Origin of the sequence: Bacillus paralicheniformis, from assembly GCF_001042485.2 — a bacterium.
Classification (GTDB): Bacteria; Bacillota; Bacilli; order Bacillales; family Bacillaceae; genus Bacillus; species Bacillus paralicheniformis.
This window is the reverse complement of the sequence record NZ_LBMN02000035.1, coordinates 194,011-210,053: the sequence shown is the minus strand read 5'-3', so window position 1 is coordinate 210,053 and position 16,043 is coordinate 194,011. Positions and strand designations below refer to the sequence as shown.

The window sequence follows — 16,043 nt, the reverse complement described above, 5'->3', positions numbered from 1 at the left end:
GCGGGGGATTCTTATTTAAACGGTTTCTTCTTTTTTCTCATCATAATCAATGACTGCCTTTGGAAGGGCCGTATATTTCGCCCAGTAAAATACCGCAATCGATCCTGCTGCGATCAAGATTAAATCGACCGGCGTCCTCAATAGGCCCACGCCATTACCGAATGAGCCGAGATACGACAAAATCAAGAGCATGACATAATAACCGACAATCCACCAGCTTGATTTAAGCTGCTGTGCAAACGAAACATCGTCTTGGGGAACATATTTTTTACACGCGCAATAAACGGCAAACATCACGAGCTGCGATCCGAGCAGCCATGACACGGTGTTCCAGCCTGACCAATAGACGATATACGACGCAAATACGAAGGAGACAGGAGCAATGACAGCCATCCCCTTGATTTGCAGAGGCTTGTTGAGCTGCTTGGCATTCACATTCAGCGCTGCCGCTGAAACCGGAGCAATCGCATAGGAAAGAATCAAGGCTACAGAGCAAACATTGACGAGCGCGTCCCAAGACGGAAAAGGAAGCGTCCAAAAAACGGCGAGCGCGAACGACAGCCACAACGACGGACGCGGAATTCCCGTCGATTTATTCACCTTGGCAAACACTTTGAACAACGTGCCGTTCCGCGCCCATGCATAAACCAAGCGCGACGTCGTATTCATAAAAATATTGCCGTTTCCGCCGGGTGATAAGATCGCATCCAGAACGACAAGAGTGGCAAGCCAGCCCATCCCAAGAAGCACCGCGATGTCTTTGAATGGAAGAGAAAATTCCTTGCCGATCGCTTTCCAGCCGTCATTCAGCATATCAGTCGGGATGGCTCCGATAAACACCACTTGCAGTATCGTATAAATGCAAGCCGAAACAATGATGCAAATCAGCAGAGCGACCGGGATGTTCCGCTGCGGATTTTTCACTTCACCGGCGACCGAAACGATCGGATGAAGACCGAGGTATGCAAACATCACCCCGCCGGTCGAAATGGACGCCTGCACCCCGTCAAAGCCAAACGGGGCAAATTCTCCCGCAAAGTTGGCCGACTTAAAATGGAATATCAATACGACAATGATCGTCAAAGGAACAAAATACTTAAAAACCGAAATGATTAAATTTGATTTCGCAAACGCTTTGACACTCCAATAATTGAGTAAAAAGAACAAACAAAGCAGCACAAACTGCAAAAGCCAGCCGATAATCGTCGGCGATTCAGAACCTTTTATCGTCAAACCGGGAAACCAATAAGCTACGTATTGCCTGACAGCGGTCACTTCGATTGAAATCAGGCTTGTATAGGCAACGATCGTGATAAATGAAATCAAGTATCCGACAAGGTGGCCGTGGGTATACACCGGATAGCGGATAATCCCGCCCGTCCGCGGCAAAGCAGCTCCCAGCTCGGCATAAACGAGGCCGATTAAAAGGATAATGACGCCGCCGATAATCCACGAAAAGCTTCCCGCGGGCCCGGCTTTTGAAGCGACATTGCTGACGGCAAACAGCCAAGCCGAGCCGAATATCGCTCCCATGCCGATCAAAATCAGGTCAAGCAGAGAGATCGTTTTTTTGAAATTGCCCTGATTTGACAAATCACTTCCTCCTTTTTAATACATTTAATAGAAGGTAGTATGTTCAAAAAGCGCCTCTGTATACTTTTCCCGCTTCCTTTCGGCTGCAACAAAAAACCCGGGGATTTCCCGGGTTCCTTCATATGGTTATTTCACTCCTGCCGGTGCTAAAAATGACTCAATTTCATCTGCGGCTTTCTCGGCTCCTCCTGCTTGTTTAATGTGCTCTTGCATGTCCTTTACGCGTTTCAGGACATCCAGGTTACCGTCCGTCTGGGAGACGGCTTCCCGCAATGAAGCAACTGTTGTGTCCTCCGGCTGCAAATGCTTGCCAAGCCCGAGTTCTTCGACGCGGCGGGCAGTGATTTCCTGTTCAGGCATTTGCGGGACGGCAACAAGCGGTACACCGGCATTCAATCCTTCCATCGTACTGTTCATACCCCCATGGGTGATGAAAAGCTCTGCTTTCTTCAGGATTTCCAGCTGGGGAACGCGCTGATGAATCGAAAAGTTATCAGGTATGTCGTCAAAGCTTTCAGGATCGATTGTCGTGCCGACAGCCATGATCACCTGCCACTTCGTGTCCCTGAATGCTTCGATGCACATATGATAAAATTCCGGCCAGGCATTGAACGCCGTCCCTAAAGAAATCAGCATGACAGGACGGCCGCTGTCCGAAATAACCGGCGTGTCTTTTTCCTGAAACTTGCGTTTGGCTAGAGAAGGACCGACAAAAGAGAACCGTTCATCAAACGTTTCGCCGTAAGGCTGAAAAGCACGAGGCATAAATACAATGTTCAATTTTGCCGGTTCGAACATCTCTTCAAAATTAAATGACGGAAGATTCGCATTTTTCAAAGCGGCTTCTTGCTCAGGCGTGAGCTCGATCTTAAACTCTTCAGACATTGATTTGAATGAAAAATGTTCGTTCTGTGCATATGTAGAACAAAGGCGAACCGCCTCTATTCCAAACTTCTCAGCCAGCATTTTTCCCGCCATGGCCATAAAGTCAAAAAGGATGAGGTCAGGCTTGTCATTCTCATAAAGCGCTTCAAGCTGAGGAAGAACCTCCTCCATTTCTTTCATAAACATCATCGGAGCCTGTGTCATATCCTTTTTATTTTTCATCAGCTCCCGAATTTGCTGCGGATCGATATTTAAAGTTGAGCGGTAGTTGAGCGGCTCTGCCCCAGTTTCCTCAACAGCTTTCACAAACTCATCCGTTACCGGATATGTTACCCGATAACCGCGTTTGACAAGGCTTGCCGTTAAAGCAAGCGTCGGATTAATATGCCCGTGAGCGGGAATATTAAAAATCGCGATATGTTTTTGGCCCATTTTTTAACCTCCCGTTATTTTTCGCTTCATAACAGTAACGATGATTTTAAATCTCTTTCACTATGTTAAACAACATATTATAGATAATAAAGGAAAAACCCTTCAAAATTAAATTAAAATTAAAAAATACTAATATAGTCCTTTTTCTCACAAAAAAACACCAAACTTTAGACCTTAGTTTAAGGCCGCACTCGACTTTATTCCCCTTTTCGATACTGCCGACTTATATTTCAATCGTTTTAAAACAAAAAACAACCGTCAAAACAGCACTCGTTTTAACGGATGTCATGAAATTGCCATATTTTAAATTTAGTTTAAATTATTCTGTAAATGATGGTAAATACAAAAAAATTTTTATAATGTTATTTTGTCGCGCTTCCTGCTTCATTTCCTTTCAAAACTATCGTTTATCGTTTCCTTCTCATCATAATTAGATATGAAAGGACTGTTGTTATTGGTATATACAGCGGAACATCTTGATGATTATTTAATGGAACAAGCATCCAACAATCATTTTCACGGCAGCATTTTGCTGGCAGACTCAAACGGTATTCTGCTATCGAAAGGATACGGTTATGCTAATTGCAAGGACAAAGTGAAGAATAAACCGTCTACACGCTACCAAATTGCTTCGCTGACAAAGCAATTCACAGCCATAGCGGTCATGCAGCTGCAAGAAAAGGGGCTGCTTCGTACTGATGATCCGGTACAAAACTATTTAGAAGGCTATCCGAACGGCGACAGCATTACCATCAAACATTTATTAAGCCATACGTCCGGAATTCCTGATTTTCTAGAGGAAGAATTGCTCGATATTGAGCTGGAGCGCGCACCGTTAGACCAATTTATCGGCCGGTTTATTGACAAACCGCTCGAATTTCGCCCGGGACAAATGTTTAATTACAGCAATTCAGGATACATATTACTCACAAAAATCATTGAAACAATCACAAATGAAGCTTATGGAGATGTCATTCAAGAATTGATCTTTGACCCTTTAGGCATGAAAAACTCCGGTTTCTTCGCTTCCCCGGAAGATATTTCGCCCACAGTCGGATACTTATGCCTGAATCGCGAAATGATCAAAGCGCCTATCGTATACGGCTACGGGGAAAGCGGGCTGTATTCAACCGTTGAAGACTTGTACTTATGGGACAGGGCGCAAAGCTTGTCACAAAAGGCGCTTTGAAAGAAGCGCTTTACAGCTGTGTCAAAAAACCGGCTTTTGCAGCCGAAGGCCCTTCTCCGGCACTCATTCAAAACAATTCGATCGGATACGGATGGTTTATTAATCATCAAAACAAGTATAAAATATGGCATGATGGAGAAATCCACGGTTTTATCAGCTCGATTAACCGATACATAAACGAGAAAAAAGTGCTGATTATGCTCAGCAATTGCAACCTGTCAAAAACAGACGAGATTTTGGCAAACGTGGAAGAAGCTTTATTGCAAATATAGAAGCTAAAAACAAAGAAAGGCAGCGGGAGCGGTATGATCAAAAAACTATTCACTATCATCATCATGGCAAGTATCATCGCGGTCGGATTCGTCTGCAAAGATTCCTGGCTCGGCGTCATCAGGGACGGAGGCGTTTATTCGGTGCTATTCAGCATGCTGCTTGTGGCGGCCTGTGTATTTTTCCCGATCGTCCCGTTTGCGCTCATTGCCGGATTAAACGGCGCTTTGTTCGGAATCGCAAACGGCGTGCTGATCACGCTGACAGGGTCGATGCTCGGCACCATGCTCTTGTTCTTCCTCTCACGTTACGGATTCAGAGATTTGGCTCGCAAACGCTTAACGAAATACCCGAAAATGAGCGAATATGAAGCCTATTTTAACCAAAATGCTTTTACAGCCGTACTATTGGGCAGACTGATCCCCGTTATCCCCGCCGTTGTCATGAATATTGTCTGCGGATTAAGCAAGGTGAAATGGGCTGTCTTTTTCGCGGCTTCGACACTTGGAAAAATCCCTAACGTTCTCGTCGTCTCGATCGCAGGTGCCAATTTCAGTGAAAACAAGCTGATCTCTATCGGTGTCTACGGCTTATACATGGCGATCATAGCGCTTGTCATCTACAGAAAGTATCCCCATCTGACTCAAAAACATAAAGAGACCAAACAGACAGGGAAGCCTTCTTGACCCGCTGAGGCGGCAATGATAGCCGCCGCCTTCGTTTTTCGGTTGAACGTCAGCCGATTACAACAGCCGTACCATATCCGATTAGTTCGGAGGTACCCTGGCCTGCAGATAGTTCGAACCTTAGACCGACGATCGCGTTTGCTCCGAGTTCTTCAGCTTGATTCACGAGCCGTTCCCTCACAGCTTTTTTCGAATCCTCAAGCATTTGGGTGTAATTTTTTAATTCTCCGCCAATGACCGACTTCAATCCTGACAGAATATCTTTTCCGATATTCCGCGACTGAACGATGCTGCTGGTGACAAGCCCTTTGACTTCGACGATATTTTGATTCGCGATTGTATCTGTTGTGACGATGATCATTCATATCCTCCCTTTTCCTATACTTACTAGCTACCATACCATATACGCCGGAAGCGTGCAGTTATTTATCCATCATATCGGCTGGATTTTTAAAATGTTAAGTTTTTTATGCAAAGTTTTACCACATTGCATAGCCGCATCGTTTCAATCGCGGGATTTCCGTAAAATGGAAAATGACTCGAAAGAAGTGAATATAGATAACTTTATAGCGTTGTTAATTTCAGCTTCACAAGAAAAATTGAGTTTCTTTTGAATGCACTTCTTCATGTTAACACTCTTTCATCCCAGTTGATTCTTCTTCCACTTCCTTATTTTAGTCCTGAAGTTTTTAAATGGAGCCACAGAGTTGACGTGAATGAACCTTATAGCAGGCCACTTCGGGTTTTCACCTGTCCAATTCAAAGTACCTTGGGTGAATAATTCTTCATCCGTGAGCGTATCAATCCAAGACTGAAGTTGTGCCTCTGCTTTCTTGAATTCTTGGCGAAGCTCAGTTAACGAAAAGTGAGAATACATATCGTAAAAAGATTGATAAAGAGCACCCAGTTGGTTCCATTTATAATGAGGAGAGGGAGTGACAACGGTTTTTCCCAAGCGCTCATCCCTGTCCCAGCTCATCAACAGGTTTAACCATCCGAGCTGATAAGCAAGGATTTCCCCTGGCGTTCGATCTACGTCTTGATCCCGAACATCTCTAAACTGATCGGGGATATCGTCAAACTCCCCATCTAGTAACAAATAACGCTTATGAATTTCTTCTTTTAAATGTTTCTTGGACTCGTACACCGTAATCCCTCCTTGATATCAACTATAGTGTACACTACACGGATTGTCCGCCTTATTTTAAAACAAATCATGAACTTTTAAGAGCAGTTTGCGAGACTTCCCTTACATTGCATGTATATTAATTTGTTCGACGGTTCTCGCTTCAATATGAGGTAATGTGAATCGGCTCCCCTGCCGTCGACTCTACGTCAACCTCTCTTGATACCCAAATTCAATTCAAATGCCTCCATGCATCACTAGAATCGGCTTCCCTTCACCTATTCGCGAATATTCAATTGTCAGTCCGTCAATTTCAAAGGTGCCGATGCTTCTTTCATAATTTCTTCATCCTTTACTTTCATCATGTTTCAGAAAATCCATACAACATAAAAAACGGCTGGGCGGTCCCGCCCAACCATTCGAATATGTTAAGATTTTTTGCGTTTGCAAGTCAATAAATATAGCAATCCGCCAGCCAATACAAAGACTGTGAATATGGCAAACGAGCGGCTGAATACAGCGCCCCAGGCATTGTCCATTGCCGGAAGCGCAGAATAGCCGAACCCGCGCACTGCCATCAAGCCTCCTGCAAATGCGACGCCTATTCCTTCAGATAAAAAACAGGCAAAATTCAGCATCCCCATTCCAGCGCCTGCAGCCTCTTCTTCCAAGCTTTCTGCGGCACTATTGGAAATCGACGTCTTCACAAATGAAAGACCGCCAAATATAAACACGAGCAGCATCGTCATCAACCATGGTGTCCGGTCACCGAACTGTGACGCGGCCGCTATGGTTGCCAAGATCAATAACCATCCAAGAGTAAAAACAAACCGGCTGCCGAAGCGATCGGTAAGGGCTCCCCCCGCGACGCCGAAAAAGATAACGCCCACACTACCCGGAAGCATAATGCCGCTTCCGATAATATCGGCATTTAAACTGAACAAGACTGTCATCATATATGGAACGACAGAGACGATTCCCGCAACGCTTCCCAATACGATACATCCTGCCAAAACGACGCCTATATATCTGCGATTCTTGATTAAAGACCGGTCAATAAAAGGATGTTCCGCATATCGGGTATGAACCGCAGCTCCAATCAAGCAAAAAATGCCCGCCGCTAAATAAAAGACATGATACAGCGATATATATACAGCGAACATCACAATGCTGATTGTCAGCAGGACGATCCCAATGATATCCAGATTTGCTTTTACAGCGGCTTCAGCAGGCATATTTCTGAGGAAGAATGGAATCGACATCAGCGCCGCCATCGGAAGAAGGAACAGAAACGACCAATGAATATGATGTACAATCATTCCGCCGATAGCCGGACCTATTCCCTCGCCCATTGCCACCAGTGATCCGACAAGGCCGAACGCTTTGCCCCGGCCCTCCGGACGAACATAGCGTGTAATGATGACCAGGATAAGCGCGGGTACAGCGGAAGCCCCGGCTCCTTGAACAAAGCGCGCAAAGATCACGGCCGTGAAATAAGACTGAGCCGAAAGACCTATTAATGAACCTCCGCCATAGATGATTAGTCCGGCCACAAACAGCTTTCTGACACCATACATATCAGAAAGCCTGCTGTAAACGACCGAACCAGCAGCAAAGGAAATGATAAAACTCGTATTCACCCAATTTGCCGCGGCAGGCGACACGCCAAATTGATTTTTTATGTCCGGCAATGCAACATTAAATACGGTTTCGTTCATCACACTGAAGAAAGCGACAAAGCTAAGCCACCAAAACGCCTTCTTTTGATGCTTGAAGGACTGCATTTTACTGTTTTTCAATTGAATGATACCCCCAAAATTATAGGGGAATCACGCAGTTTATAGGGTTAATGATGCGCTTTCCCCTCAAATGTTAACCCATTTATTTTTTTGCACTTCATCATTCATGCGCCTCCTCATATTTGATTTTTAAATTATACAATTGATCAACAAAGGGATCAATGTAAGGAACATAAGCTGAACTTTCACATTGCAAAAAAAGGCCAATGAAGAATACCGGTGCAGTACCCTTCATTGACCTTTATTCGTGACATACTGAGCAAGCCAGCCTTGTCCTGTGCTTTTCCGAAAGCTTAATCAAATTCCCTGTTTAATAATTTTTTCAGTTCCTTTTTTTGTTTTTTCGATACGAGAATATACAAAATATCGCCTGATTTAATTTTCGTTTCTCCGTGCGGCGTGACCAAATCCCCGTTTCGGATGATCGCATTGATCAGGGCATCTTTCGGAAAGCTGATGTCTTTCAGTGCCTGCCCGGTGATGGCTGTTTGGTCATCGACTTCAAATTCGATAATTTCGGCGTTCGCCTTGCCGATGGAAACAAGCTCGAGCGAATGCGGCGCTTCGACTTTCTGCGGTCCGTTCAATTTCAATTTTTCTGCGAAGACCGATATGGTTGATCCTTGGATCAAAGCAGATGTTAAAACGACGAAGAATACGACATTGAAGACCAATTGGCTGTTTTCAAGCCCCATCGTCATGGGGAATGTTGCGAGAACGATCGGAACGGCCCCTTTTAATCCGGCCCACGACAAGAAGATTTTTTCGTTAAAATGAAAGCCCATTTTGATGGTCGACAGAAAAACGGCAACCGGTCTGGCGATAAAAATTAAAATCAGCGAAAGCAGGAAGCCTTTGAAAATGATATCGAAAGATAAAAATTGGGCAGGAAAAACCAATAATCCTAGAATAATAAACATCAAAATCTGCATCATCCAGGCAAAGCCTTCATTAAACCTGAAAATAGAATGTCGGTAAGTCAAATCTTGATTTCCGATGACAAGCGCAGCAATGTAGACGGCAAGCAAGCCGCTCGCCCCGATGACATCTGTAAGACTGTAGGTAAGAAGCGCAAAAGCAAGAGCAAAGATCGGATAAAGTCCGCTTGAATCCAAGTTGATTTTATTGATGGCAAAGCTGGCGAACCGCCCGAGTACATATCCGAGCAAAAGCCCCATTCCCATCTGCCAGAAAAATGAAATCACAAGCATGAAATAAGATGAATGATCAGCCGTCAGCAGCTGGATGAGCGATAAAGTCAAAAACATCGCCATCGGATCATTTGTACCCGACTCTGCTTCCAGTGTAGAGCTCAATCTGTCTCTAATATTCTGGCCTTTCAAAACGGCGAAAATCGCGGCCGCATCTGTAGAACCGACAATCGCTCCGAATAAAAAGCCTTCCATCCAGGAAACATTAAAAATCAGTTTGGCCGCAACCGCAACCACACAGGTGGTCAGCAAAACGCCAATCGTTGCGAGCGACAATGAAGGAACGGCGACCGCTTTGATTGAAGACCATTTTGTTTGCAGACCGCCTTCAAAAAGGATGACGACGAGTGCGATAACTCCGATCAGCTGGGCTAACTCGGGATTATTAAAATAAATAATTCCGAGACCGTCGCTCCCCATGATCATCCCGACAATCAAGAACAAGACGAGAGCGGGCACTCCGAGCCTAGTCGAAAATTTCGTTGTCAGTACACCGATAATCAGCAATAAGGCCGCTAATAAAATAAACTGCTCCATATTAATGTGTTCCAACCATTTATCCTCCTCCCAATCTTAACCGATACTGGTGCTGTCCCCCGTTCTTTTACCCGAACAGGCACCCTCATAAAACGTATGTAACAAACGATGTTCGCGTATGCTCGTGTATGGGACCGTCCTTCAGTCTTCACTCCGTCCGTGAAACTTTGTGCCTGCAATCGCAATAATCCCAATAATGATTGTGATTGGAATCCAAATCACGGCAAACGGATGCGCAGGCTCAGCAAGTGCGGCGATGACGGCCCCCAGGCAATAGAGCACAATCGTCAAAGCGCGAAGCCATGCGTCCTTATGGATGACCTTTTGGTCGTTTTTGCTGAGGAACCGTTTTGTCACATCTTCGAAAAAGTTTGCGAGCGTCCCCGTTAGGACAGTAGTGGAAATCCCTGCAATGCCGAGCTTTCTGGCTGCTGTAGTCTGAAGCCCCATCGCCATGCTTAACAGCAAGATCAAAAAGTGTGGCGAACTTTCATAGAAAGTCAGACAAGCAAATAGAAGCAATACGGCTGCTTCAACAGCAAGTGCAATCGTGACGCCTGACGGCCAGAACGATTTTTCTTGTTTTCCGACAATGGCTGCTGAAATAATCACGCCGATGATAAATCCGAACAATGCGATCAGCGAGTACACGGCGGTCGCATGAAGAGAATTGCCGATTGATAATCCTAACAGTACGATATTCCCGGTCATATTAGCAGTAAATACGTGACCGATACTTAAGTACCCAATCACATCTACAATACCTGCTGTCAAACAGAGAAGCAAAAGCATGATGTTTCGTTCAAGAGCAGCATTCAATGTGATTCAATCCTTTCGAAGCTATTCTGCCCGGCGGAATGTTAAACCATTCCATCCGGTATGTCATGAGCCTTTCCTAAGGGAAAACTCGATTTGGGGGCTTTTTTATTGTTAGAAAAAGAGGGGTTCTTAACGAAAAAATGCGGGCGATCCGATCATGCACCTCAGCAAAACACTTATCGCTCATCGTGTTACATCTACAATTCAATTGTATCATAAGCATTAAAATTTTTTATAAATGAAGTTCTTAAAAACTTGTTTTTAAGAACCGGGAACACATTTCTTACTGTTTAGGAAGCAGCCGATCGGCGTTTATTGCATGATCCGTCTGTTTGCCTTAAATAAAAACGAACGAGCCGCCTTTTAAAAGCGACTCTTTCCCATTCCTTCAATACTTGCAAAGTTCATGGTTACACGCGGGAGGACTGATTCACTTCATATGCCGCCCGTATTCCCGATTCAATCGCTCCCTGCATCCACCCGTGAGTGAGGGAAGCGTGCTCCCCGGCGAAATACACCCTTCCCTCAGGCATAGGAATATAAGGATACAGCTCCAATTCCTGACCAGGTTCGAAAGCTGTAAATGCTCCCGCTGAAAAAGGATTTTGCGTCCAGCTGAAAGAAGCGCCTGATACAAACTCGGAATACACGATATCTCCATATATTCTCGCTAAATTTTTCAGCGTATAGCGGATCCGCTCTTCTTCCGGCTGACTGTCCCATATCAGCGCTTCATCAGCCCACGTATAGCTCGCTAAAATAACAGCATGACCGTGTGTCCCTATGCCGCTGCTTGGGTAATATGAAAAGCGAATCGGCAAATCGGTAATGGATCTCCCGCCGCGCTGCCCGACTCTTTCCCAAAACCTGCTCTTAAATTCGATTCCTATTTTTGTCGCGGCAATATAGTTAAGCTCCCGAATCGCTCTCCGCTTATGGTAGGAAAACGAATCAAACGGCTCAAAGGTCACAAATCGCAAAGTTGAAAAAGGAATTGTTACGATTGTGAAATCACTTGTCAGAGCTGAATGTTCTGCCGACTGTTGGTGGATACAATGGGCTGTCACATTGTTTTCAGTTTGAGATATTTTCATCAATTTATGACCAAATAAAATATCGCCCTTTAATTGCGGAAGAAAAGCTTGCGTCAGCAAGTCCATGCCACCTGTAATCTCATAGAAACGAGACGGCGATGTAAAAAAGATCGATTCCCTTAATACTTCGACAAGTGACAATCCCATGTACGCTTCCATGTCCAAAAGCACACCAATCATATCAATGGAGCCGTGTGAAAAATGAGTGTTGAGAAAAGAGCCCAACGATTCGTTTCTGTATTGTTTTTCAACAATACGCCAATTTCTCGCCGGATCTTGGCTGATAAAATTGAGGATAGGCTGCAATGCAGAAAGCATCAGCTGTTCAGCCGTTTTCCCCTGCTCATGGGGAGCAGCCGGGAATCTTAAAACACCCGGATATCTTTCAAACTCATGAAGACGAGTTTTCACGCCGTTGACGTAAAGAATATCCATGGGGGTTCTGTTGATAAACTCATTGACAGGCAGATTAAATTTCTTAATGTATTCTATCGTTAAAGTATGAATATCGGGGATGCGCATCGGACCGGCATTGAAATACAACCCTTCGCTAAAGGGCGCACGGGAAGTAAAAACACGTCCTCCCGCTCTGTCATTCGCTTCCACGATCGTCACTCTGTGCCCGGCACTCTTTAATAAAGACGCTGCGACAAGCCCGGACAACCCGGCACCAACGATCATTACTTGCTTGGGATACTGTGTTGTTTGAAGGCCGTTTCTAATGATATAAAGCATGTCTCCCTCAGTTAATTGAAAATTCAATTTACTCAGCGCCCTTTTCGGTGGATTTATTGCATTATATTCCGTTTAAAGGACGCCAATCACCATTTTCATCCTCTCTGCACGAAGACTCCGCATGAGGGCGCAGTTGCAAATGGGTCAACTATTTTTAAAAATGTAAATCAATATCCTATACCGAATTGATAAAGATACATAGGATAAACTATGTATCTTTAGGGAGGTGAAACATATGAGCGGAGGTTACGGATACGGAAGCGGTTTTGCTTTAATTGTTGTCCTGTTCATTCTCTTAATCATCATTGGTGCCAGCTGGTTCGGCGGTGGTTATGGAGGCTATTAAGTTCTAAAATGGTTCTGTTTTAAAAAGCAATAACCTATGACCTTCTCCTTATTTTACATGTTCTCCCCTCTTGCTTATCGTTATTGACTCCATTATGAAAGGCTCTTTTTAAAAAGAGCCTTTTTTTAATACAATACAGGAAAACGCGCCTCTATTGAGCTTCACTTTGCTCCAAAGAAATTCTATTTTCCACTATGCTTTTGTTTCGCTTTTTGCTTTCTGAGTAAATACTTTTGTTCTTTTTCCTTTTCCCGCTGCTCTTTTGTCAGCCGCTTTTTCTTTCGTTTTCTTGCTTCCAGCTCTTGTTTTATCGCTTCTTGCGCCTTATGAGACACACCAGCATTTTTCAATTCTTTAGACACTTGCCGCTGCAGCCTTTTCGGATTTATTTTGCGCGGGCGGCGGGCGTCCAGCCTAACTCCTTCCTGATCTGCTTGTGACAGTGCCTGTAAAAGTTGATGATGAACAAAATGCAAAACTTCCGAATCCTTCGGCTCTTTGCCAAACAAATGCCGGACGGCTCTCAGCTTACCTTCAATCACAACTTCAATGACTCCTATCCAAAACTGACCATCATAGTAAACCGTTAATTTCATAACGATTCCCTCCTCCATCAACATGTACTTCAGAGAATGACGGACATCCCGAGGAGGGGAAGGTTACTGGCATGATCAATCATGCACCCGGACTACCAACCGAATCGTGTTTTTTCATTCTCCGCTAAAAATTTTATCAATTTTTCCAGCTTAGGAAAAGGGGTAAAGTTCTTTTATATTCAGTACAATAATATAATGCAAACCCTCCCCTGAGCCAGATAGGCTCTGGCTGAAAAAGAAGCTGCTCAGATCTCATTGGCACCGTTTAACCTCTTCTATTTGCGTTTGACTTGAAAAAGAGATAAAATGATTGTTAAATCGTAATAATTACGTTTTGATTGCCGTATTGATAGAAAGGCCATATAAATAAACAACCAAAGGCGGCAAAAAAAGAAAACGGGAAGAGAAGGCAGAAATATAGAGAGCTTGCGAAAGGAGTAAAAAACTCAAGGTGACGATGAAATACTGCGGAGGTTACCGGGGCCTTCTCCCCTTTATCGGTATCACCTTTCGGGACAGTTATCGACCGGGGCTTACTTAGTTCTTTATCATTTTACCGCTTTCAAATCGTAATGATTCTGTTTTACTTGGAGGAAAGATACATATGGCGACATGGGATTTAAGTAATATGAAACATCATATCTTTATATGCAACGGCAGCAGCTGCAATCGGGTCGGAGCTGAGGAACTGACTCAAGTGATTCGGCAAGAAATTTCAGACCGGGAGCTTGACGATGTCATTCATACAACGCGCACGCGGTGTAATGGAAGATGCCAAGATAAGTGCGTGGTCATCCACTATCCGAAAGGAACATGGTATAAAGATTTAAAACCGGAGGATGTCCCCCTCCTGATTGACTCGCTTTGTACCAATGAAGATTATCAAGAAAAAGCAAGTCATTTGTATGATGGCCAACGTTTCGAACGTTCATCTGGCGTCATCGCCGGGATTCCAAAAGACAAAGAAAAAGTAATCAAAGTATCAAAAAAATTGTAAATGAGGTCGAATGATCATGCCTTTAACTAAAAAGAAAATTCCTGTCACTATTCTCACTGGATATTTAGGCGCCGGGAAAACCACACTTTTAAATCGAATACTTACAGAAAAACACAATCAAAAGATTGCGGTTATTGTCAATGAGTACGGAGAAGTCGGGATAGACAATCAGCTCGTCGTTGATTCTGAAGAAGAAATTTTGGAAATGAACAACGGCTGTATCTGTTGCACGGTCCGCGGAGATTTGATTCGCATTCTGAGAACTCTTGTATTCTCAATGGATCAAGGGAAAGTTGCATTCGACCGGGTTATAATCGAAACAACAGGACTGGCTGACCCAGCACCTGTTGCCCAGACTTTTTTTATGGATGAGCTGCTGTCCGACATATTTGAAGTTGACAGCATCGTCACGGTAGTAGACAGCAAGCATATCGCCAGACATCTGGATGATCAGGATGAAGCTCAAGAACAAATTGCTTTTGCTGACGTCATCATCCTCAATAAAACAGATTTAGTATCAAATGACGATTTGGAATCCTTGGAGCAAAGACTTGTCAACATTAATCCTGCGGCTAAGAGGCTGCATGCCAGAGATTGCAAGATCAATTTAAAAGATATCCTGGGGATCAATACGTTTGACGTCAATCGAAAACTTGAAATCGACCCTCATTTTCTAGAGGATCATCATCACCATCATCATGATGATAAAGTGTCTTCTATTGCTTTTCGGGAAGAGAAGCCTCTTGATTTGGCAAAAGTGGATCATTGGATGAGTTATCTCGTACGGGAAAAAGGCGAAGATTTATTACGTTATAAAGGGATCCTTTATATTAAAGAGGAAGAATATCGAATCGTATTCCAAGGGTTGCATATGCTGTTTTCAGGACGTCCGGATCGCAAGTGGAACGAAAACGAGACAAAACAAAGCGAACTTGTTTTCATTGGAAAGGACTTGGACAAAGAGGAACTGGAGCGGCAATTTAAAAATTGCATCGCAAAGTAACATTTCTCGCTTTGTTGGCCCTCTCTTTGCTTAATAGAAAGACCCGAGATTTGATTTTGCGAGTCTTTTTCAAGGGCAAAATGAGGTTTTAAGCAGGTTATCTCCTGCTTTTCTTTTTTTATAAGGACTTCCCTGTGTCCCCTGACTATCGGCCTGCATAGTAGTTTACAGCCGCTCTTTTGGGAAAAGGCCCTCCATTTTGGCGGATATAAAACAAGCACTCAATCAAAGGATTAAGTGCTTAATAAGACATGAGAGAAAATACCAATATAAAAAAGGTCAATAGACCTAACTCTAGAAGCCCATAATTAGGGTTTAACTTCAGTTTGCCATTCCTACTGTCACTTCTCCATCATGGTAAAACTCAATGACATAGCCAAGTTCACTATACATAAACGTATCTGAACCAACCGCAGTCACGTCATCAATAACAGTTAAGGCGTTTTCTAAAGTAGTCTTAACTGCCGGATCATCAGAAGGATTCCACAGAATAATGACAGAAGTGTCAGTTATACCGTTATCTTCTAACCATTTGAATAATTCATCAGAATATTCAATTCTCTTTTTGTTTTTTACCTTTTCCCAATCAATTCTTGCCCAACTTGTTATAGGAAACTGCTTACTTAGAGAATTAAAGTATTCCCCAGTGAGCTCCTCAGATAAAATTTCTTTTTGCTCTCCTAAAGCTTCTAAACACTCATCAAATAAATCCAAAATATCCACCT

Annotated in this window: 15 protein-coding genes and 1 pseudogene; 6 read left to right on the top strand and 10 right to left on the bottom strand. The window is 43.8% G+C overall.

Annotation, left to right across the window (positions count from 1 at the left end; translation table 11 throughout):
• Positions 1 to 15: 15 nt before the first annotated feature.
• Together ACH97_RS17830 and yjiC are read right to left on the bottom strand one after the other, a co-directional pair.
• Entirely contained in the window at positions 16 to 1,593 is a 1,578-nt protein-coding gene (locus tag ACH97_RS17830) for an APC family permease (RefSeq protein ID WP_020451486.1), read from the bottom strand.
• 126 nt (positions 1,594 to 1,719) lie between these two features.
• Positions 1,720 to 2,910 carry a UDP-glycosyltransferase YjiC gene (yjiC, locus tag ACH97_RS17825; protein ID WP_020451485.1) on the bottom strand — a complete coding sequence of 397 codons (1,191 nt, stop codon included), beginning with the start codon at positions 2,908 to 2,910 and terminating at the stop codon, positions 1,720 to 1,722.
• Positions 2,911 to 3,364: 454 nt separating this feature from the next.
• Here yjiC and ACH97_RS17820 point away from each other — a divergent pair, with 454 nt between their 5' ends.
• The 3 genes from ACH97_RS17820 to ACH97_RS17815 are packed head-to-tail and all read left to right on the top strand — an operon-like array spanning position 3,365 to position 5,055.
• On the top strand, positions 3,365 to 4,099 hold the full coding sequence (locus tag ACH97_RS17820) for a serine hydrolase domain-containing protein (RefSeq protein WP_241494268.1): 735 nt from the start codon (positions 3,365 to 3,367) through the stop codon (positions 4,097 to 4,099).
• Entirely contained in the window at positions 4,060 to 4,371 is a 312-nt protein-coding gene (locus ACH97_RS24105; protein ID WP_241494267.1) for a serine hydrolase domain-containing protein, read from the top strand. Before ACH97_RS17820 ends, ACH97_RS24105 begins: the two co-directional genes overlap by 40 nt.
• A gap of 33 nt (positions 4,372 to 4,404) precedes the next feature.
• A complete protein-coding gene (locus tag ACH97_RS17815; protein ID WP_023857664.1) occupies positions 4,405 to 5,055 on the top strand; it encodes a TVP38/TMEM64 family protein in 651 nt (216 codons plus the stop codon).
• Positions 5,056 to 5,104: 49 nt separating this feature from the next.
• Here the strand turns inward: ACH97_RS17815 and ACH97_RS17810 are convergent, their stop codons facing one another.
• The 6 genes from ACH97_RS17810 to ACH97_RS17785 form a co-directional block, all read right to left on the bottom strand.
• Positions 5,105 to 5,416, bottom strand: a complete 312-nt coding sequence (locus ACH97_RS17810) for a YbjQ family protein (protein ID WP_003182008.1) — start codon at positions 5,414 to 5,416, stop codon at positions 5,105 to 5,107.
• A 279-nt stretch (positions 5,417 to 5,695) separates the two neighbouring features.
• Positions 5,696 to 6,208: a ClbS/DfsB family four-helix bundle protein gene (locus ACH97_RS17805; RefSeq protein ID WP_025811465.1), complete on the bottom strand. Its 513-nt coding sequence runs from the start codon at positions 6,206 to 6,208 to the stop codon at positions 5,696 to 5,698.
• Between the two features lie 401 nt (positions 6,209 to 6,609).
• A complete protein-coding gene (locus ACH97_RS17800; protein ID WP_235442595.1) occupies positions 6,610 to 7,980 on the bottom strand; it encodes an MFS transporter in 1,371 nt (456 codons plus the stop codon).
• A gap of 293 nt (positions 7,981 to 8,273) precedes the next feature.
• Positions 8,274 to 9,743 (bottom strand): potassium/proton antiporter, encoded by a 1,470-nt coding sequence (locus ACH97_RS17795; protein ID WP_020451480.1) that lies wholly within the window; start codon positions 9,741 to 9,743, stop codon positions 8,274 to 8,276.
• 126 nt (positions 9,744 to 9,869) lie between these two features.
• Positions 9,870 to 10,547 (bottom strand): YoaK family protein, encoded by a 678-nt coding sequence (locus tag ACH97_RS17790; RefSeq protein WP_020451479.1) that lies wholly within the window; start codon positions 10,545 to 10,547, stop codon positions 9,870 to 9,872.
• Positions 10,548 to 10,957: 410 nt separating this feature from the next.
• Positions 10,958 to 12,376: a flavin monoamine oxidase family protein gene (locus ACH97_RS17785; RefSeq protein WP_023857667.1), complete on the bottom strand. Its 1,419-nt coding sequence runs from the start codon at positions 12,374 to 12,376 to the stop codon at positions 10,958 to 10,960.
• 235 nt (positions 12,377 to 12,611) lie between these two features.
• Between ACH97_RS17785 and ACH97_RS23110 the strand changes: the two genes are divergently transcribed.
• Positions 12,612 to 12,722, top strand: a complete 111-nt coding sequence (locus ACH97_RS23110) for a YjcZ family sporulation protein (RefSeq protein ID WP_020451477.1) — start codon at positions 12,612 to 12,614, stop codon at positions 12,720 to 12,722.
• Positions 12,723 to 12,904: 182 nt separating this feature from the next.
• Here ACH97_RS23110 and ACH97_RS17780 read toward each other — a convergent pair.
• Positions 12,905 to 13,391, bottom strand: a pseudogene (locus ACH97_RS17780) (YjdF family protein).
• A gap of 531 nt (positions 13,392 to 13,922) precedes the next feature.
• Between ACH97_RS17780 and ACH97_RS17775 the strand changes: the two are divergent.
• The gene (locus tag ACH97_RS17775; RefSeq protein ID WP_020451475.1) at positions 13,923 to 14,315 is read left to right on the top strand and encodes a (2Fe-2S) ferredoxin domain-containing protein; all 393 of its coding nucleotides are present in this window, start codon (positions 13,923 to 13,925) and stop codon (positions 14,313 to 14,315) included.
• Positions 14,316 to 14,325: 10 nt separating this feature from the next.
• The gene (locus ACH97_RS17770; protein ID WP_023857669.1) at positions 14,326 to 15,318 is read left to right on the top strand and encodes a CobW family GTP-binding protein; all 993 of its coding nucleotides are present in this window, start codon (positions 14,326 to 14,328) and stop codon (positions 15,316 to 15,318) included.
• A 321-nt stretch (positions 15,319 to 15,639) separates the two neighbouring features.
• Here the strand turns inward: ACH97_RS17770 and ACH97_RS17765 are convergent, their stop codons facing one another.
• Positions 15,640 to 16,032 (bottom strand): CDI toxin immunity protein, encoded by a 393-nt coding sequence (locus ACH97_RS17765; RefSeq protein ID WP_020451473.1) that lies wholly within the window; start codon positions 16,030 to 16,032, stop codon positions 15,640 to 15,642.
• Positions 16,033 to 16,043 lie beyond the last annotated feature (11 nt).

Bases quoted from the DNA above. Each gene is read 5' to 3' on its own strand.
- ACH97_RS17785 (WP_023857667.1), bottom strand. From the start codon at position 12,376: ATGCTTTATATCATTAGAAACGGCCTTCAAACAACACAGTATCCCAAG.
- ACH97_RS17770 (WP_023857669.1), top strand. From the start codon at position 14,326: ATGATCATGCCTTTAACTAAAAAGAAAATTCCTGTCACTATTCTCACT.
- ACH97_RS17810 (WP_003182008.1), bottom strand. From the start codon at position 5,416: ATGATCATCGTCACAACAGATACAATCGCGAATCAAAATATCGTCGAA.
- ACH97_RS17815 (WP_023857664.1), top strand. From the start codon at position 4,405: ATGATCAAAAAACTATTCACTATCATCATCATGGCAAGTATCATCGCG.
- ACH97_RS17775 (WP_020451475.1), top strand. From the start codon at position 13,923: ATGGCGACATGGGATTTAAGTAATATGAAACATCATATCTTTATATGC.
- ACH97_RS23110 (WP_020451477.1), top strand. From the start codon at position 12,612: ATGAGCGGAGGTTACGGATACGGAAGCGGTTTTGCTTTAATTGTTGTC.
- yjiC (WP_020451485.1), bottom strand. From the start codon at position 2,910: ATGGGCCAAAAACATATCGCGATTTTTAATATTCCCGCTCACGGGCAT.
- ACH97_RS24105 (WP_241494267.1), top strand. From the start codon at position 4,060: ATGGGACAGGGCGCAAAGCTTGTCACAAAAGGCGCTTTGAAAGAAGCG.